17 protein-coding genes are annotated in these 19272 nt (G+C 45.4%); 8 read left to right on the top strand and 9 right to left on the bottom strand.

The window, feature by feature from the left end:
* Positions 1–115 precede the first annotated feature (115 nt).
* On the top strand, positions 116–943 hold the full coding sequence (locus BTO10_RS22855) for a Cof-type HAD-IIB family hydrolase (RefSeq protein WP_004740482.1): 828 nt from the start codon (positions 116–118) through the stop codon (positions 941–943).
* 66 nt (positions 944–1009) lie between these two features.
* Here the strand turns inward: BTO10_RS22855 and BTO10_RS22850 are convergent, their stop codons facing one another.
* Entirely contained in the window at positions 1010–1477 is a 468-nt protein-coding gene (locus BTO10_RS22850; RefSeq protein WP_004740480.1) for an EVE domain-containing protein, read from the bottom strand.
* A gap of 39 nt (positions 1478–1516) precedes the next feature.
* On the opposite strand from BTO10_RS22850, the gene BTO10_RS22845 reads away from it, so the two are divergent.
* Complete coding sequence (locus BTO10_RS22845; protein WP_105025900.1) at positions 1517–3052, top strand: COG3650 family protein; 1536 nt, start codon at positions 1517–1519, stop codon at positions 3050–3052.
* A gap of 2 nt (positions 3053–3054) precedes the next feature.
* Positions 3055–3651: a tRNA-uridine aminocarboxypropyltransferase gene (locus tag BTO10_RS22840; RefSeq protein ID WP_105025899.1), complete on the top strand. Its 597-nt coding sequence runs from the start codon at positions 3055–3057 to the stop codon at positions 3649–3651.
* Positions 3652–3776: 125 nt separating this feature from the next.
* Here the strand turns inward: BTO10_RS22840 and BTO10_RS22835 are convergent, their stop codons facing one another.
* The 7 genes from BTO10_RS22835 to lptM form a co-directional block, all read right to left on the bottom strand.
* A complete protein-coding gene (locus BTO10_RS22835; protein WP_004740470.1) occupies positions 3777–6275 on the bottom strand; it encodes a bifunctional diguanylate cyclase/phosphodiesterase in 2499 nt (832 codons plus the stop codon).
* A 153-nt stretch (positions 6276–6428) separates the two neighbouring features.
* Positions 6429–7145, bottom strand: coding sequence for a 5-amino-6-(5-phospho-D-ribitylamino)uracil phosphatase YigB (yigB, locus tag BTO10_RS22830; protein WP_105025898.1), 717 nt, complete (start codon positions 7143–7145; stop codon positions 6429–6431).
* Between the two features lie 10 nt (positions 7146–7155).
* Positions 7156–8088 carry a tyrosine recombinase XerC gene (xerC, locus tag BTO10_RS22825; protein ID WP_105025897.1) on the bottom strand — a complete coding sequence of 311 codons (933 nt, stop codon included), beginning with the start codon at positions 8086–8088 and terminating at the stop codon, positions 7156–7158.
* Positions 8057–8755 carry a DUF484 family protein gene (locus BTO10_RS22820; RefSeq protein WP_105025896.1) on the bottom strand — a complete coding sequence of 233 codons (699 nt, stop codon included), beginning with the start codon at positions 8753–8755 and terminating at the stop codon, positions 8057–8059. Before BTO10_RS22820 ends, xerC begins: the two co-directional genes overlap by 32 nt.
* Before the next feature lie 45 nt (positions 8756–8800).
* Entirely contained in the window at positions 8801–9631 is an 831-nt protein-coding gene (gene dapF / locus BTO10_RS22815; protein ID WP_105025895.1) for a diaminopimelate epimerase, read from the bottom strand.
* 11 nt (positions 9632–9642) lie between these two features.
* Complete coding sequence (gene lysA / locus BTO10_RS22810) at positions 9643–10896, bottom strand: diaminopimelate decarboxylase (RefSeq protein WP_105025894.1); 1254 nt, start codon at positions 10894–10896, stop codon at positions 9643–9645.
* A gap of 41 nt (positions 10897–10937) precedes the next feature.
* Positions 10938–11054 (bottom strand): LPS translocon maturation chaperone LptM, encoded by a 117-nt coding sequence (lptM, locus tag BTO10_RS23990; RefSeq protein WP_063524726.1) that lies wholly within the window; start codon positions 11052–11054, stop codon positions 10938–10940.
* Between the two features lie 75 nt (positions 11055–11129).
* Between lptM and cyaY the strand changes: the two genes are divergently transcribed.
* The gene (cyaY, locus tag BTO10_RS22800; RefSeq protein ID WP_004740462.1) at positions 11130–11444 is read left to right on the top strand and encodes an iron donor protein CyaY; all 315 of its coding nucleotides are present in this window, start codon (positions 11130–11132) and stop codon (positions 11442–11444) included.
* Between the two features lie 70 nt (positions 11445–11514).
* Here the strand turns inward: cyaY and BTO10_RS22795 are convergent, their stop codons facing one another.
* On the bottom strand, positions 11515–14043 hold the full coding sequence (locus tag BTO10_RS22795) for a class I adenylate cyclase (protein WP_105025893.1): 2529 nt from the start codon (positions 14041–14043) through the stop codon (positions 11515–11517).
* 344 nt (positions 14044–14387) lie between these two features.
* On the opposite strand from BTO10_RS22795, the gene hemC reads away from it, so the two are divergent.
* Genes hemC through BTO10_RS22775 form a run of 4 tightly spaced genes read left to right on the top strand, consistent with a single transcriptional unit; the run spans position 14388 to position 18475 of the window.
* Positions 14388–15326 carry a hydroxymethylbilane synthase gene (gene hemC / locus BTO10_RS22790; RefSeq protein WP_004740458.1) on the top strand — a complete coding sequence of 313 codons (939 nt, stop codon included), beginning with the start codon at positions 14388–14390 and terminating at the stop codon, positions 15324–15326.
* Positions 15327–15328: 2 nt separating this feature from the next.
* On the top strand, positions 15329–16057 hold the full coding sequence (locus tag BTO10_RS22785) for a uroporphyrinogen-III synthase (RefSeq protein ID WP_105025892.1): 729 nt from the start codon (positions 15329–15331) through the stop codon (positions 16055–16057).
* A gap of 19 nt (positions 16058–16076) precedes the next feature.
* Entirely contained in the window at positions 16077–17294 is a 1218-nt protein-coding gene (locus tag BTO10_RS22780) for a uroporphyrinogen-III C-methyltransferase (protein WP_105025891.1), read from the top strand.
* Positions 17294–18475 (top strand): heme biosynthesis protein HemY, encoded by a 1182-nt coding sequence (locus tag BTO10_RS22775; RefSeq protein ID WP_105025890.1) that lies wholly within the window; start codon positions 17294–17296, stop codon positions 18473–18475. Before BTO10_RS22780 ends, BTO10_RS22775 begins: the two co-directional genes overlap by 1 nt.
* The last annotated feature ends 797 nt before the right edge of the window (positions 18476–19272 follow it).

The following is a 19272-nucleotide window of genomic DNA, read 5'->3' as shown; positions in this document are numbered from 1 at the left end:
CCCTCTTTTCTTGCATGATTTTGGCATACAATTTCTGGGTCGAGATATTGTAGTTCAAACGATACTAGCATTGGCTAGTGTTGATATTGGTTAAGCACTTTGCAATGAGGGTTAAATGACTATTCCTGCACTTAAAGATTCCGTGAAAATCGTTGCCTCTGATTTAGATGGTACGCTACTGGCTCCCAACCATCAGTTGAGCGATTTTACCAAGCTAACGCTAAAGAAGTTACACGAGCAAGGTTATACCTTTATCTTCGCAACGGGTCGCCATCACGTCGATGTAGCTGGGATTCGTCAAATCGCAGGGATTCCGGCATACATGATCACGTCGAACGGTGCTCGCGTGCACGACCAGAATGATCAGCTAATGTATAGCCAAAACGTACCTCAAGAACTCGTTCAACCGGTTATTGATATTGTTCGCCAAGATCCAAACATCTTCATTCACATGTACCAAAATGAAGATTGGTTGCTCGATCGTGAAGATGAAATGCTAGCTAAGTTCCACAGTGAGTCAGGCTTCAGCTACAAGCGCTTTGAAGCAGACAATGCGCCGAGCGACGGCATTGCCAAGGTTTTCTTCACTCACCCAGAGCAAGACCACGAACACCTAGTGACGTTTGAGCAAAAGCTAAAAGAAGCATTTGGAGACAAGTTAAACGTGGCCTTCTCAACACCTTGGTGTCTGGAAGTGATGGCCGCTGAAGTATCTAAAGGTCATGCTTTAGACGCTGTCGCGAAATCTCTGAACCTAACGCTGGATAACTGTGTTGCCTTTGGTGATGGTATGAATGACGCTGAGATGCTGGCAATGGCAGGTAAAGGCCTAATCATGGGCACATCGCACGAGAAAGTGATGCAAGCACTACCAGACAATGAAGTGATTGGTAGCAACGCTGATGATGCCGTTGCGCACTACTTAGAGAAACACCTACTCTAAACAACCCCATCATACAAAAAGGCAGCCAATGGCTGCCTTTTTTGAACCTTACGCTAAAAGCTTCCTCTAACGAGAACCGAGCACTTCTTTGCTTAAGATCGCCTGCCACTCTTGTTCCGTCACAGGCATGATCGATAAACGATTGCCGCGCTTCACCAAAGGCATTTCAGATAGCTCAGGCATGGCTTTAAGAGTCGCTAACGGGATCAAGCGTTCAGTCACTCGAACAAACTCGACATCAACCATTATCCAGCGCGGGTTATCGGGTGAAGATTTAGGGTCGTAGTAATCACTCTCGGGATCGAATTGAAAATGGTCTGGGTAGGCTTCCCTGGTTACTTTTGCGATCCCCGCTACGCCCACTTTTTTACATGATGAGTGGTATATCATCACCAGGTCGCCAAGCTTGACCTCATCACGCATCATATTTCGAGCTTGATAGTTACGAACTCCCTCCCAACAAGAGGTTTTTTGTACTCTCAGCGTCTGAATAGAAAAGGTGTCGGGTTCTGTTTTAAATAACCAATATGCCATAATAAATCCAATTAACGGTTGCTCCGAGGAAGATATAACATGAAGGTAATGAAAAACCCAGTGACATGGCTAGCCGCATTCGCGCTACAAGGCTGTGTAACCGCTCCAGAAACACCGCAACAACCTGAAGTTCCACCAGCAACCTTAGATGAACCTCTGAGTGTTCAACCACAAACCTTCATCATGCGCGGTCAAGTTGTGGTAGGCCATGAAAGCCGCACGTTTACCCCTTGTGGAAGCCAACAACAATACTGGTTAGAGATGTCCCCTGAGCTAGCGTTAGAAGCACAAGGGTTAGCAGCCAGACCTTATCAAGCTCTGTATGGCGAACTGATTGGTCACCTTACCGTACCGAGCCAAACCGGCTACAACGCTGATTTCACAGCACGTTTCGTGGTTGATCAAGTCAATATCTTAACGGCAGAAAACCCTGAACGCTGCGACCAACCACTGCGATCCACACGAGTATTCGGCAACGAACCATTCTGGTCAGCCACCTTTGATAAAGGCCAGCTGACTTATACCAAGATGGGCGAAGCACCTCAGGCTCTCAACATCGAATCAAGCCGCACCACGCCAAGCAGTCGTGATTACCAATTAGAGGGTAAAGCAACGCAAGGCGAGCTCAACCTGAAGAAAGAGAACTGCAGCGACGGCATGAGTGACTCTATCTACGGCTGGGAAGCGAAACTTAACCTCAATGAAAGCAACTACACGGGCTGTGCAACGGTTTCAAACCAAGATCCTACATTGGACTGGAGTGGTACCTATTTCGCTAGCTCAACGCAGAACTCAGGGTTCTCTATTAACCTTGAGCTCAACGATGACCATAGCGCAGTAACAACCTACTCTTACAGCAACGGTGATCCTTCTATTGTTGAGCAAGGCTTCTGGCAGCAACTCAACCAAAACCAAGTTCAGGTCGTCATGACTCGCCACCAGCAGCAATACCTGATATCCGAGCGTATCTTCACACTCGATAACGGTAAGCTAATCGCAGAGAAAGAAAAGGTCGGCAATATCGTCTACCCGATTGCCAACGGCGGTCTAGTACTATTCGAAGCAAAGCCTGTACAAGCGCAAGCCAACACGGTTGATCTAACAGCTAAGCAAGTGAACTCCAGTGATCAATTTGATCCAAAAGTGGACCAAGCGATCCGCGAATATTTTAAGATCAACAACAGCTCGCCTGATGATACTAAATACCGCTGGCTGACCTACGACCTCAACGGTGACGGTAAAGAAGAGCTGTTCGCACAACTCGATTGGTGTGGCTCAGGTGGTTGTACACTGCTGATTTTCGAGAACCATCAAGACAAGTGGCGCTTCAATAGCCGAGTCACACTACTAAAGGGCGATATACGTGTGGGTAAGTCTAAAAGTCACGGTTGGCACGATCTGATCTTCAATGTCAGCGGCGGGGGCGCAATAGCGGCCAAACACGCACTCTCATATACGGGTATCAGCTACCCACTCAACCCAAGTGTTGCACCGGTAGCCGATGATACTGATATCAGCGATGTTGTTTTGTTTGCTAACGACATCTCACCAGTACAAAGCGGAGTTAAGCTATAACCATGAGCGATCAGCAAGCTTGCAGTGGGTGTGGTTTCACTCATCAGTGTATTTGTCATCGAATACCGAATACTGAAAGCCAAATCCACCTAGTTTTACTCACTCACGAGAATGAACTAACACGAGACACCAATACCGGAAAGCTACTGCAACATTCACTCAAGCAATGTCAGTCTTTTATTTGGCAGCGTAAGACGCCTCCAGCCGAACTACTGGCTTTACTTAATGATGAAACTCATCAGCCTTTGCTGTTGTTTCCAAGTGATAAAAGCATTGAATGTCAGCAAGCGGTTTCGGATACAGTGAGTGAACGAACGCCGTTATTCATCATCTTGGATGGCACGTGGCAAGAAGCGAAAAAAATGCTCAACAAAAGCCCTTGGTTACAGACGATTCCGCAAGTGCACCTCGATGTAACCAGTGAATCTTCATATACGTTGCGCCGCAATCAAGACAGTGGACACCTGTGTACCTGTGAGGTTGGTATTGAGCTACTTAAGGCATTAAATGAAGCTCAACCAGCAAAGCTGATAGAGGATTACTATCAGCACTATCTCAAAGTATTCCAAGCAGACAAAAGTGGACACGCTCTCAGATAGAGTAATGCGGAGTGCTTAAGCACCAAAATAAAAAGGGTGAGCCACTAGCTCACCCTTTTCACATCTCGCTTTAATACATTGGACAAAACAGTGTTTCACGTGAAACATCAGACATTTGCCACTCATCAGAACAGCCGTTTAGGCTCTCCAAAGTAGTATCCTTGCAGGTAATCGACGCCCATCTGTTCGGCTATCTCACAAACCTGTTGATTGTGAACAAACTCAGCGACCGTTTTGGCATTAAACACTTGGCACAAGCGCACCAGCTGAGAAGCAATGTTTCTCTGCTTCTGGTCTTTGTCGATATTACGAATCAAACTGCCATCAAGCTTAATTATCTGCGGTTCAAGCTTAATGATCTCATCGATATTGGAGTAACCAGAACCAAAGTCGTCAACAATGATTCTTGCACCTAACGAGCGGAAGTGGTCGCACACCTCAATCATACGGCCATAATCTCGAATCTGCTCAGACTCAAGCACCTCGAGCCCCAATCGAGTAGGATCGTTCATGCCACTAATGGCAGTCTCGAGCACCTCAAGTGTCTTATCACTTAAAAGGTCTTGCGGAGAAAGGTTGATAGAAAACGGGCTCTGTTTATCGGCCATATAACCGATAGTGTTCTTAATCATATGGCGACTAAGACGTGTATAAAGGTGTGTGTCGGCAATCATAGGTAAGAATTTACCTGGTGGCACAATCGTTCCATCAGCTTCCATTATTCTCACCAAACATTCTTGACCAATCAGTTCATGTGTTCTCGCCTCAACAATTGGTTGCGAGTAGGTAATAATATTCTGATCTAAGATTGCTCGGCTAACACAGCTCAACCAACCAATCCGTTCTTTACGCTCTTCTTCACTCACCTGAATATCTTTGGCATTAGTTATGTGGGTGTTGTTACGAACACCATAACGTCGTGCTTCAATCGCTTTTAGAAGGATTTCATCACTATTATCAGTCAAAAAGTCACAGCGACTGGCAAAGCCGCCACATAACGAGACCGATAGGTAGTCAATATCGGTTAAGCCATAAGGTTCGAAGTTAACACGTTCAACTTCATCTGCAAATTCTACAAAGCGCTCCTTTATCCTCGCTCCTATGGCACTGGTATTGAAGATAATCGCCCATTCTCCAACCCCAATACTAAAGAGTTCAACTTTGATCTTAGACCTCTTAACGACTCGAAGCTGCAAACGCTCTACGAGGTGGTTGGAGAGATCTAAGAGTAATTGATCACCAACTTGATACCCATACTTGTCATTCACTTCATGGAAATTAGTCAATTTCAAGGTCAACAAATGTTCAGTAAAGAGAATCGTATTGAGTCGTTCTTTTAGTACTATACGGTTAGGTAGCCCTGTAAGGGAATCAATGCGATAACTCTCCGTTAAACGACGAGCCTGTTGATGGAGTTTCTTCTCCATTTGTGTGTTCATGCTATCAAGATCAGCCACTGCGTTACGCACTAAGTTAAGCAGTGGTGAAACCGTAGAGCCACACTTAAATTCGTCAGCGTGAAACTCATTAATCTCGTCAGACTCTCTCATCGCGATATAAGTCAGACTGTGGTGAAGGATATCTTGTCGCTCTTCAGTTCGATAAAGCTCTCCCATGCAGTAAGCACCACATGCATTTACTATCCCTTCAAATGGCTTGAGCTCTAACTTACTGTCAATGAACTCCAATCGAGAAACGCAGTTATAGATGATCACAGACTCAGGTTGATGCATGGCAAGCATCTCAGCGCCATGACGCACCTTTTCGGCAGTCAGTGATGGGTGGTTATAGCAGAACTGAGCTTCTTCACCGATCTGCCAAGGGCTATCAAACTCGATACTGCCATCGTCATTAATACGAAGTGGTGTTGATATCCCTTTCTTCCTGCCAAGTTCGCGATAAAGCGGAAAACTCATCAGTTGACTGAAAGGAAGGTCTTTACCATCGGCAAGGTAATGTTTAAATACCTCAATCGCCGGCTTGTCATTTAATGCATACAGACGGTTCCCTATCGCATGAGTCACTCGTAGTTTCATCCCTATAGGGTTCCACTCGGAGTAAGCGTCTGACCACACCTTTAAATTAGGGTTCGTCAAGGCAACCGCTACGCAGGCATGTTGGTAAGTTTGCTCGTTGTGCATAACCCAGCGGCCGAACTCATTTTCCTGGCACAAGCCACCAGCCACTGGTAATGCGTAGGAATGATTTTCGAAAGCACCATAAATTGGGTAATCACGTCCTTCAACCTGATCACACAAGCTGATAACAGTTTTGGTGTCTTCCGATAGATCAAGTTGAGATACGAGATCTTGGCTATCTTGGTTAGGGTTACCTGTAAAAGGCTGTACCGCGGAGATTAATAGAGTTTCGTTGAATTCACTAACAATGACTAAGGTGCAAGTACTCTCAAGGCAGTTATCACAAATAACATGACGAGCACTTTGACCAATCAAGGTCGCATGGCTCAAACGATTGAGCGCCACATTAGCAAGTTGGCGAGCCACATCAGGTGATTGCGTAGAGAAAAGTTGAACTAGGTATTGTTTGCTATCACACCATTCGCGCTGAGCAAGTTGAGATGCTAATTGCTCTTCTGTGTTTGCGAGAAATGTATATGTTTGCATGCCAACCCTTGTTCGAAATCTAATGGAATAGAGAACCCGCAACCACCGCTATGATTGAAAATCGCTAATTATCCTAGCCTAAACAGGCCTTTAAACTCGACTAATGTAACAATTCACTATCATAAATGCGACACAATAAGCCTGCAGTGGCCATTAAATTAGTCGCATAAGATCGCTGAGCTGTTCTATTTCAACATCAGGAAGCACATTCACCTTCGAAGATAGGTATAAATTGGAACCAGTGTCATTAAACCAGCATGCTTGGAAGCCATTTTTCTTGGCTCCGTAGACATCCGTCCTTAAATGATCCCCCACATGAAGGATATTACTAGCATCAAAGCCCAAGTGCTGTTGTGCTTTCTCAAACATATCTGGGTAGGGTTTGGCCCTGCCGTCAGGGCCAGCTTTGAGGATTAACTGGAAGTATTGCCCAAGGCCAATTTTATAGGGGTCGACATTACCATTGGTTATCGCCACTAAAGGAACACGCTGGGCAAGTTCCTCCATGACACGGTGGGTTTCTTGAGGAACGTCGACTTGGTTGCGTAGCCATAAGGCATGTTCGATACCGTCACAAGCGGCCTGCTCAGCTTGCTGCTGAGAGTAGCCCAACTGCAACAAACCCGTCTTAATCTGAGTTTCACGCCACAAGGTGACATCATGCTTTAACTCTGGGTTATCCAATGCGACTCGTTGTTTTACAGCTTGCCACTCTTCCAGCGACAAAGAAGCAGACACAGGGTGCTCTTGAAAAAGCCACTGCGTCATCTCTTTCTCAACCTTCATGATCACAGGCCAGTTGTCATATAGAGTGTCATCCAAATCAAAGGTCATGGCTTTGACAGGCTGTAACCCTCGGTAAATTCGCATAGTAAAACCTTTAGTCTTTATTTTTCTTACGGGCTCTTGGGTGAGCTTGATCGTATGCTTGTGCTAGATGCTGGAAATCCAAGTGAGTGTACACTTGGGTGGTCGAGATATTTTCATGGCCCAATAGCTCTTGGACCGCACGAAGGTTTTGGCTCGACTCAAGCACATGCGTTGCAAAGGAGTGACGCAGTTTGTGCGGGCTAATATGGCTCGCTACAGATTGCTTCTTACCCCACTCTTCCATACGTTTTTGCACACTGCGGTGTGAGATGCGTGTTCCCAGCTTGGAAACAAACAGCGCGTCCTCTCCCGGAGAAGCCAATTCACCGCGGACTCGCAGCCACTTATCGACCCACTCTTTGGCTAAGCCCGAAAATGGCGCCTTGCGCTCCTTGTCACCTTTACCGATGACTCGGATTTCTCCTTGGCGGCTCAGCACGTCTTTGAGGTTGATACCAACCAGTTCAGCAAGACGCAAACCAGCACCGTACATCACCTCCATCATCGCTCGATCACGAATCGACAGCGGATCGTCTTCATTCACGTCAAGCAACTGACCGACTTCATCGACATCGAGGTTTTTTGGTAACGGACGCTGCTTACGAGGCGCAGAAACCCCTTTTGCAGGGTTCGCGGTTATTTCGCCCCGTAAGACAAGAAAATCAAAGAAGCTACGCAGTGACGATAAGCGAGTCGCGATGCTGCTTGCCTTCATCCCATCACGCATGCCTTTACTGGCAAGTTGTCTTACCCAAGCAGCATCAATTTGACGCCAATCCTTTAGCCCCAATGTGACTAAGTGTTCGGCCATGGTTTCAAGTTGTTGTTTGTAGTTTCGTTGGGTGTGTAGGCTGAGTCCCTTCTCGCTTCTGAGATATTCATAGAAGCGAGAAAGAGGCTTTTGAAGGCTATTAGGAAGAGGTGTTTTGGGCTCTAGGCTCATTATTTGTCTGCCAAGGTAAGGTGTCCGCCAAATGAGACACGACAAGTGCTAAGTGGCGTAAAAAGAGCGTATCCATATGAGGTTGGAAGTGACCGCCATCTTCACTAGAAAAGGCGAGCAAGCCCAATGGAGACTGCTTAGCAAGTGGTAGTACTACATAAGAGCCTAGCTCTGGAACCGGAAAATCACCAAACAAATCTTGTCTGTCGGCTTTTCTCAAACGCCCGAGGTAGGCATCTTTGCCATTAAAGTGATTAAGTGAAAACTTCGAGTAGCCCTCTTCACTGAGTTGATAGAAACCCGTTTGCGAAAGGATTCGCAAATGAGCCTTCAGCCCAAGGTCGAGTGCCTTTTGCTCAACCGCTTTAATTACCTGCATGAAGTCACTGCATTTCAGCACTTGCGCTTGCAGATCCATAAACTCATAGAAGGTTTTATCGTTATTCGCCGCCAGAGACATCAAGCCAGTGATCTCTTCTTCTAGCTCTTCGATTCTCTGGCGTTGACGTTTAAGCTGAATCTCGACCAGAGAAACGGCACCCTGCTCAACGTTATTAATAGCAAGGCGATCCACCAAATCTTTTCGGTCTTGGAAAAAATCTGGGTTATCACGTAAATATTCCGCGACCACTTCTGCTGTGAGTGCGTCGGCTTCAACGTTAGACAAAACCTATCCTTTATTTTTTATGTATCTATCTGTTATGTATCGTTATCAGCAAGAAAGCTGGCCATCAAACACATGCGTCGCTGGGCCCGTCATATACAGAGCTTTCCCCGGACCTTGCCAGCTAATGTGTAAGTCACCACCTGGTAGGCTAACCTTCACATTCTCAGCCAGTAAGCCTTGAGTAATACCAACCGCAACAGCGCCACAGGCACCGCTACCACAAGCCTGAGTTTCACCTGCACCACGTTCATAAACACGCAAACGTACTTCTTCACGGTTAACCACCTGCATAAAGCCAGCATTAACACGCTCAGGGAAACGCTCATGTGATTCAAGCAGTGGACCTAAGGTGTCCACATCGGCCGTATCGACATCATCAACCACGGTCACCACATGTGGGTTACCCATACTGACTGCACCACAGAATAAAGTATGTACATCGGTTCTTAGGATGTAGGTCTTTTCAGGTTGCTTCGCTTTAAATGGGATCTTGCTTGGTTCGAACTCAGGAATGCCCATATTCACGGTGATCAGGTCATTCTCTTCTATCTTCAGAACCATTTTGCCTTTCTTGGTACTGACGTTGATGCTGTACTTATTCGTTAAGCCTTTCATGCGAACGAATCGTGCAAAACAACGAGCACCATTACCACACTGCTCCACTTCACTGCCATCCGCATTAAATATGCGGTAATGGAAATCAGTTTCTGGATCATAGGGAGCCTCAACCACAAGTAACTGGTCAAAGCCCACACCAGTGTGACGATCCGCCAAACGACGGATCAAATCTGGAGAAAAGAAAATATTTTGAGTAATGCAGTCCACGACCATGAAATCATTGCCCAAACCATGCATTTTAGAAAAGTGGAAGTGCATAACGCTTTAAATTACTCCGGAAGAATGTTTTCAAGTTCCCACAAGCTCGTAAGCTCTTCGCGCTGACGAACTAGATGAGTTTTGTTGCCATCAACCATCACTTCAGCCGCTCGCGAACGAGTGTTGTAGTTAGATGACATTACGAAGCCATAAGCACCGGCAGAACGAACCGCAAGCAAATCGCCTTCTTCAAGTACCAAATCGCGGTCTTTACCTAGGAAGTCACCTGTTTCACAAATAGGGCCAACCAAATCGTACGTTACTGCTTCGCCTTGGCGAGGGTTCACTGGGACAATATCTTGCCACGCTTGGTAAAGCGCAGGACGCATCAGGTCGTTCATTGCTGCATCGATAATGGCAAAATTCTTGTGCTCTGTTGGCTTAAGGAACTCAACTTTCGTCAATAATACACCAGCGTTAGCAGCAATCGCTCTTCCAGGCTCGAAAATCAGCTCTAGATCAGAATGATTGTCTAGACGAGCCAATAGCGCTTTCGCATAATCTGAAGGTTGTGGTGGCAGTTCATCACGATAAACCACACCCAAGCCACCGCCGACATCAAGGTGTTTAATGTTAATACCATCAGCACGCAGTTGGTCGATTAGGGCAAGCAAACGGTCAGTCGCATCAATGAAAGGTTCGATGTCAGTAAGCTGAGAACCGATGTGGCAATCAATACCGTGGATAGACAGGTTTTCTAGTGTTTGTGCAAAAGCGTAAACCGTAGGAGCACGGTCGAAGGCGATACCAAATTTGTTATCACGCAGACCAGTCGAGATATAAGGGTGAGTGTTTGCATCAACATCTGGGTTGATACGCAGTGAAATCGGCGCCTTAACACCCAATTCACCAGCAACTTTGTTCAGTCGCTCTAGCTCTGGCTCAGACTCTACGTTGAAACACTTAATGTTCAACTCAAGCGCACGTTTCATTTCAGCAGCTGTTTTGCCGACACCAGAGAATACAACTTTCGCTGGATCGCCACCTGCAGCGACTACACGCTCTAGCTCACCGCCAGAAACGATATCAAAGCCAGAACCTAATCGTGCCAGAGTATTCAATACGCCAAGGTTCGAGTTCGCTTTAACGGCATAACACACCAAGTGTGGATGCTCGCCAACCGATGAATCGAATGCATTCCAGTGGCGTTCTAATGTAGCGCGAGAATATACATACAGCGGCGTACCATATTGCTCTGCGAGTTGTGAAAGTGCGACGTCCTCAGCCCAAAGCTGGCCATCTTCCTGATAGTTGAAGTAATCCAAAGTTCTTATCCCTTATAAATAACGATTTCTGCGTGTTTCACTTATTGTGATTGTTCAGTCTGCTGAACTTCATCAGGATCGTATAAAGGACCCGTTTGACCACAACCAGAAAGTCCAATAACGGACAGCATAAACAGAGCGGTAATTAATTTTTTCATTTTGCATATCGTGATTATTAACTCAATGCCCCCTATAATCGCACCACACTCAGGAAAAGCAATAGGATAGAAAGGATGAACGAGACTGAATTTCATCAACTAGTCGATATACAGATGCAAAACATCGAAGAAGCTATCGACGATTCAGAGGCAGATATTGATTACGAAGTGACTGGTAACGTGATGACGCTGGAGTTTGAGAACCGCAGCCAAATCATTATTAACCGCCAAGAACCAATGAAAGAAATCTGGTTGGCGTCTAAATCTGGTGGCTTCCACTTTAAATTAATCGACGACAAGTGGACATGTTCTAAGACGGGCATGGAGCTGTTTGAGATGGTTAAAGAAGAATGCGTGAAGCACGCAGGTGAAGAGATCGATTGGGTCTGATCATTTGTAAGCAAAACTAAAAAGGAGTGAATCAACCACTCCTTTTTTAATATCAATCAGTCTAAATAAACTAGATGTTAACTATCTTTGAGCTCCGAGAAGCTAACGTCGCATCGTTACGGTAAGGCACAACATAAGAATTGCCCTCTTCTGGGTGAACGATTTGGTAGTACTGAGGCAAGTTAAAGTTAATCAATTTAGATGACATCTTCGACTCATCTTTTACCGATGTGTAGAAGGTATTCACACTCGCGATCATCTCATCTTTTTCACCACTGTACTGGTGATAAGCTTCAACCTGATTCGACTCGTCCAATACGTAAATATTGAAACCTTTATCGGTATCTTCAAAGAAGAACTGAATTAAGCCTTCACTCGCAAAACCATCCACCACTTCGGGCAGTTGATACTCTTGCTCTTTATCCAGCATCAGTAAAGGTGAACCCTTGAGCTTATTGGTAGAGATACTACGGTAGAAATCAACCGAGTTTTCTAGCATCTGTACCGATACACCGCGGCGCTCAAAGAACAGACCAAACATCTTGTTAGCAAGACGAATAGCCTTAAAGCGGCGACGTTTCTCTGGCTCAATTGGTTTTAGCCTTAACTCGATACACTCAGCAAGCAGCTGATACACCATGTTACGCATCACACCACGCAAGTTTTTGCTGTAACAGAACACATCAACCGATTCTGGCGGTAACGCATCTTGATGCATCTTGCCTAACACCGTCTTCAGAGCATCAAGCATCGCCGTATCACCTTGGAAGTGAAGAGTACGTACTTCATGCCACGAGTTACGGTAAACCAAATCAACACTGCCGACTAAGCTCTTACCTTCTTCACCAAAACTGAAGATATCCGCATTTTTGAGATCCACTTTTAATTCTCGACCACTTAATTCAGAAGTCGGGTCATTTTCAAAGTTGATGAACATCGCCAGCTGGCTAATCTCACATGGGCTCGCCAGTGCCTGCATACTCGGACGGCGCTTACGCAACGAGAAGGTATTACGCAGGTCACTCACCATTTGATAAAACTTATCGATATCAATATGGGCATCACGAACCACAGAATGCAGACGTGTCGACTCAGTGATCAAGCCGTTAAAGAACGACCAAGCCACTAACTTACTTAAGTACTCATGGTGCTCCAGGGACGGTTGACCAAGAATACGATGTGCAATCAGCGGCTGCTTGTACAAGTACCAACCCGCTTTATTCGATTGCCCTTGGCGAACCTCAATAAAGCTCAAATCTGGCTCGTGAAGATCCGGAGAGATTTGCGGATTCAGTAGCGTCACTTTACCTGGCAACACCTCAAACGCCGCATACAGCTTACGCGCCAAGATACTAATATCTTGCGGGCTGATTGCCGACGTGATGTCGTTACGACGTGCAAACTGAATTAGGTTACGATAGCTCAGCATCAAAGCATCAAGCAGTGCATGGTGCACGACTTTGACTTGCTCTACCTTCCAGTTGCGGCGGTTATCGAGCTCTGCAATAGTATCCTGTCCCCAGTTCCAAGATTGGGTCATCTCAGTGAGCGCTTCACGACGCCATGCAACAGAGCCAATGCCCGCCTCACGTGACAACTTCTCGTGGGTCTTCAGATAAAAACAGCGTCTTACCAAGTCCAATCGAGTGTGGTCGTTGATACGTTCTAGGTAGCGAGTCACCTTCTCTAGCATCAGATAATAGCTATCCATGCCGTACAGATCAGGCTCATCCGCGAAGAAGCGGCGCTTGGTATCAATACTCAACAATTGAGTGTTTGGGTATTCCCATGAATAAGCTTCTAGCAAGATCGCCTTTAACACCGATTTATACGGTGAGTCGATACTCTTGTAGAGCTGCCACAGGTTAGAACCGAAGTACTCTTCAGCAGGGATACGATTCAGCTTGCCGAAATCAATCCACTGCGAACAATCAAGATAGCCATCTCGACACAAGCCCTGAACATATTCGTCATAGCACTCTTCCATTTCTGGCGGAATGATCTGCCACAACAGGCGTTGGCCAGCTAAACGAACGGCAGAACGGTAGAACTCATCTAGTAACAGCAAGTGCTGAGAAGAGCCACAGTTATCACCGGTCATCTCTTCAGAATGGTTTGAACGGAAACGCTCTTCATCCATTAAAAAGAAGTTAGCTTCAACACCTAAGGTCTCAGCCCAATCGGTAATCAACAAACATTTATTGGTGAGGCTATCGCGCGCTGGGCCGTCCATATCTGGAGATACACACACCCAGATATCGAGGTCACTTGACGTGCTTTGACCAATAGAAGAGGTACTGCCCATGGTGTACAAACCAAGAATTGCGGGCTCCGCAGACTCGGTTAGCTTGCCACCTAAGGTAAGTTCAGTATCAGAGACAAATTGCTTTTGGAATTCATTAGGCGTGAAGCTACGAATTCCAAAAGGAACTTGTTGGTCGTAATAACCAGGCATCATTGGATGATTGAAATGAAGCAGTGCAGGAATAAGGTTAAAAACTCGTTGGCCTTGCACATTCATCAACGCCAACGCACGATCAATGCGCTGTTGATTAAGATTGTCTAATCGTTGAATCAATGTTTGAGTGTAAGCCTGCAAGGTAAGTCCTTGGTTTGAGATTAAATGCACTTCTGTTTAGTTACTGAACGAATGCAGCAACAAAACGTGATCAATTTAACACTTTTACCCCTAATGGTAAAGCAAAGGAAGCCGCCAGACTGGCCAATTCCTTAATGACAAAAAGTTAAACTCACGGCGCCGTAGTGTCCTCTGTATTGACTATTTCTAATAATAGCCCATGTTTCAAATGAGATACCAATCACACTATTTTGGTGAACTTATGAAAATCTCTCAGCTATCAAAGCATGGAATGATCAAACAGTAAGAATTTTCGCCGCACAATGGTAGGATTAGGCTATTACAGAACCTATATCGGAAACACCATGACAAATTCAGCACCAATCCGTATCGCAACCAGAAAAAGCCCTCTTGCCCTTTGGCAGGCATACTTTGTTAGGGATGCTCTTCAAGCTGCTCACCCTGGTTTAGAGGTTGAGTTGGTAACTATGGTGACCAAAGGTGACATCATCCTAGACACTCCACTTGCTAAAGTGGGTGGTAAAGGTCTGTTCGTAAAAGAACTTGAAGTGGCAATGCTAGAAGGTCGTGCTGACCTTGCGGTTCACTCAATGAAAGATGTGCCAGTCGACTTCCCTGAAGGTCTAGGTCTCGTGACGATTTGTGAACGTGAAGATCCTCGTGACGCATTCGTATCAAACACATACAACAACATTGATGAACTGCCACAAGGTGCTGTCGTAGGTACATGTAGCCTGCGTCGTCAGTGTCAGTTACTGGAATACCGCCCTGATTTGATCATCAAAGAACTGCGCGGCAACGTGGGTACTCGTCTAGGTAAACTCGATGACGGTCAATACGATGCAATCGTTCTAGCGGCAGCTGGTCTTAAGCGTCTAAAACTAGAAGATCGTATCCGTAGCTTTATCGAACCAGAACAATCTCTACCAGCTGTAGGCCAAGGCGCTGTAGGTATTGAATGTCGTCTTGATGATGAACGCCTAATTAAGCTTCTTGAGCCCCTAAACGACAAAGATACTGCAGACCGTGTTCTGTGCGAACGTGCAATGAACTTAACACTAGAAGGCGGTTGTCAGGTGCCTATCGGTAGTTACTCTCTACTAGACGGCGATAACATCTGGCTACGTGCATTGGTTGGTGAGCCAGACGGTTCTAAAATGATTCGTGGTGAGATATCTGGCCCTCGTGAAGAAGCAGAAGCGCTGGGTGTGACTCTGGCTAATCAACTGCTAGATGATGGTGCGAGAGAAATCCTAACCAAGCTATACGCAGACCAAGAATAATCATGACCGTGTTGGTAACTCGTCCCGGTGTAGAGGGACAATCGCTTTGCCAACAACTAGCGGATGAAGGGGTTCAAGCAATCCATCATCCGCTTATCCGTATCATCGACAATCCAGATTCGGCGAACTTAAGCGTCCAACTTAATAACAGCGATATCATCATCGCTGTCAGCCATCATGCCGTGACCGCGGCTCAAAATATTCTTTCTAAAACTTCGTCTGTTTGGCCCACTTCGCCGCTTTATCTTGGCGTTGGTCAAAAAACTGCGCACGTTTTAAGCAAAGTCTGTAAACAAAAAGTAAACTATCCTCAAGTTAGTGATAGTGAACATCTTCTTCAACTTGCTGAACTTAGTGACGTAAAAAATAAATCCATTTTGATACTACGTGGGAATGGTGGGCGAGAGCTCATTCGGGATTCTTTGCTCAACCTTGGTGCACAAGTCTCTTATTGTGAGACCTACCGTAGAGAATATATTCCTATAAACGATCACAATACCTATCAAACATGGATAAACAAAAAAACGTCCAAAGTAGTCGTCACTAGTCAGGAGCAATTGGAGTATCTGTGCTCCATTACCCCTGATGAGTATTCTGCTTGGCTTTCAACGAGACATTTGTTTGTTCCAAGTAAGCGCATAGCACAACGAGCACAACAGCTCGGTTTCTCTAACGTTACGAATACTCAAAGTGCTGCGAACCAAATATTACTGGCTGCTCTCCAGCCCTAGCTAGAAACAGGAAATAAGCATGACAAGCAAAAAAAATAATGAGCATATTGAACCTGAACAGAACCAAGATACTCAGCCAGTAGCGACCAAAGACGAAACCGCTGAATCAAAAGAAACAGAACCAAAGCTTGATGCTCCTGCATCGAATAAGACTCACAATGAGCAGCTTCAAGCCGATCACAAAGAACAAATTGAAAAAGCAGAGAAACAAGGTAAGCGTGGTGTGAAATTTGGCGCTATCGCTATCGCAATTTCTATTGTTTTCAGCGGCGGTATTGCCTTCCAAATGCAGCAAAAGAGTGCTGAATATTCAGATCAAATCGCAGCACTTCAAGCCCAGCTACAAAATACCCAATCTGCTGTAAATAAAGACCTGCAAGCTATCAAGCAAGAGACTATCCAAGAAGCGTCACATGCGGTAGAGAAAACTCAGGTTGTACAATCTCAACAACAAAAGAGCATTCAAAGTCTGCAACTAGCGGTAGCCGATGTGAAAGGTCGTCGTCCAAATGACTGGCTGCTTGCGGAAGCTGATTACTTAGTAAAACTAGCTGGTCGTAAACTATTCCTTGAGCATGATGCGGTTAGCGCAACCAAACTAATGGAAAGTGCCGATCAGCGTATCGCTGCACTCAACGATCCAAGCCTAGTATCATTGCGTCAGTCTATGACTAATGACATCACTAAGCTTCGTACTATCCCTCTGATCGACCGCGATGGCTTAGTCCTACGTATCACGAGCCTTCAGCAACAAGTCGATAAGCTACCTCTGGCGAATGCGATTCTTCCTGAGGCTGAAGTCGTCGAGAAAAAAGCCGTATCTCAAGACATCAATGATTGGCAAAGCAACCTGATGACGTCGATGAAAGACTTCTCAGAAAACTTCATCACTTTCCGTAGCCGAGATGGCGAGGTTATCCCTCTACTATCCCCAGAACAGCACTTCTACCTACGCGAAAACATCAAAGGTAAACTGGAAACCGCAATTCGCGCAGTCTACAAAGAGCAAGGTGAAGTTTATAGCGCAGCTCTAAAGACAGCTAACGAGTGGTCTAAGTCGTACCTAAACCAAGATGACAATTCAGTTATCGAGTTTGAGAAGGCTATCAAACAGCTAAGCGAGCAAAACATCACTGTTAAATACCCAGTGAAACTTGAGTCTCAGAACCAGTTGTCTGATGTGATTCGTGAACGTCTACGCCGTGAGGTGACGGTAATGACCTCGGAGGAGAAATAATGATTCGTTTAATCTTTCTTTTCCTCGTTCTGGGTGCAGGTCTATTTGTCGGCACGCAGTTTTCAGGTCAACAAGGTTATGTGCTGATCTCAATTGCCAATAAGACAATTGAGATGAGTGTAACCACACTGGCGATCTTTGTGATTGCACTTTTAGCGGCACTATTCGGCCTAGAATACCTATTTAAAAAGCTGATTTACGCAAGTTCAACAACTTGGAACTGGTTCAGTGTTCGTAAACTAAAGCGCTCTCGCCGCTACACTAATGAAGGCATCATCAAACTTCTTGAAGGTGATTGGAAAGGTGCAGAGAAGAAAGTCACACGTTGGGCTAACCACCACGACATGCCTCTGCTTTGTTACCTAGTGGCTTCTCAAGCCGCACATGAGCAAGGGAATACCGCTGAACGTGATAAATACATCGAACTAGCTAGCCAACAAGATGATTCGCTACTGGCAGTAGAGCTAACAAAAGCGAAACAGCAAATCAGTGAATCAAACTATGAAGCGGCTTTCGATACTCTTTCTAGCTTAAAAGGTTCACACCCAAACAACACTGCAGTCCTGGGCTTACTAAAAGCGACCTACATGCAGCTTAAGTTATGGCAACCATTGCTGGAACTAACTCCTAAGCTCTCTAAGAACAAGCTTCTAACGGCAGAAGAACAAAGTGAATTAGAGCAGAAAGCACAATGTGGTTTACTTAACGATGTAGCACAACAGCAAGGCAGAGAAGGCTTAATCAGTCACTGGAACAAGCTTCCAAGAAAACAAAAGCAAAGCTCACATCTTGTCTCTTGTTTCGTAAAACAACTGATCGCCCGTAAAGCCGATGCAGAAGCTTTTACAGTTATCAAAGAGAACATTGCTAAAACAGGTTCAAACGAGCTCTACATGCTACTTCCAGAGCTGAATCTTGCTGATCACCACCCAGTGGTTGTTATGTTAGAGCGCGCTATCAGCAAAGATAGCAATAATGCAGAAGCACACAGTGCATTAGCTCAGTTCTACTTAAGAGAACAGAAGTGGGAAGAAGCACAAAACCACTTCGAGAAGGCTCTGGCACTACGCTCAAATGTATCAGATTACGGGTACCTATCAGATGCACTAGAGAAGCAGAACCTAACCAAAGCAGCCCATGAGGTCTCTCGTAAGGCACTCGCTCTAGTTCAACCAGCTTAAATCCCTCTTGCATAATTAAGAAGCCGATGCCCAGCATCGGCTTCTTTGTATCTATAAACTCCCTCTCAACAAGCGCGGCCTCCAATAATCTCTCACCACAGAGCAAAGTCATCTGGACCAATCACGAAACTAAAATCAAAGAACGTTAAGAAATAGCTCTTAAAGCGGCCCCAATAGCGCTTAGTGAAGCTTTAGTGCCAATTCTAATCAGTTAAACAAGCTAAGAAGCAAAGCCTTTAGAGATGATTAGAGGGAGTAAATTTCCACGATAGACTATCAGTCACATCTTCCATTTTAAGATGGAGTGAATAGCGTCCAACCTCAGAGGCATTCGTTACTAGAAACGGCAAAGACAAAGTAACTGTTAAAGCCGAAGCCTTCTAATCAAGATAGATTCAGGCATCATTGAGGTGAAGCACCTTACAAAACTTATTACCAGGACGATAAGATTCTAGTCGCAAGGATTAGACTTATGCTCAATTGTGTAATGAACAAGGCAGTGGGCTGAGCCTTTGCCGAACGCTTTCGAATGAAGCACTAGACACTAAGTTCAGGTACAGGAAAGACGCACTATTTCTAACGAAGCTTCTGAATCAAAGCAGTAACTGTTGAGGTTGTATGCGAGAGGAGATTGTTAGACAAAGAGTAAATGACCGGAACCTAGAAACGACGAAAGCCTAGTCGTAAGACTAGGCTTTCTAAAAGGTGTGATTTAGTTGGGTTGTCATCCTATCTATTCACCATTTGGTTACCGAATATAACCTGATACAACATACACATTTTTGATAGATGTAAAA

The organism is Vibrio chagasii, assembly GCF_002954585.1.
GTDB classification, from domain to species: Bacteria; Pseudomonadota; Gammaproteobacteria; order Enterobacterales; family Vibrionaceae; genus Vibrio; species Vibrio chagasii_A.
This window is presented reverse-complemented; position numbering and strand designations above follow the sequence as displayed.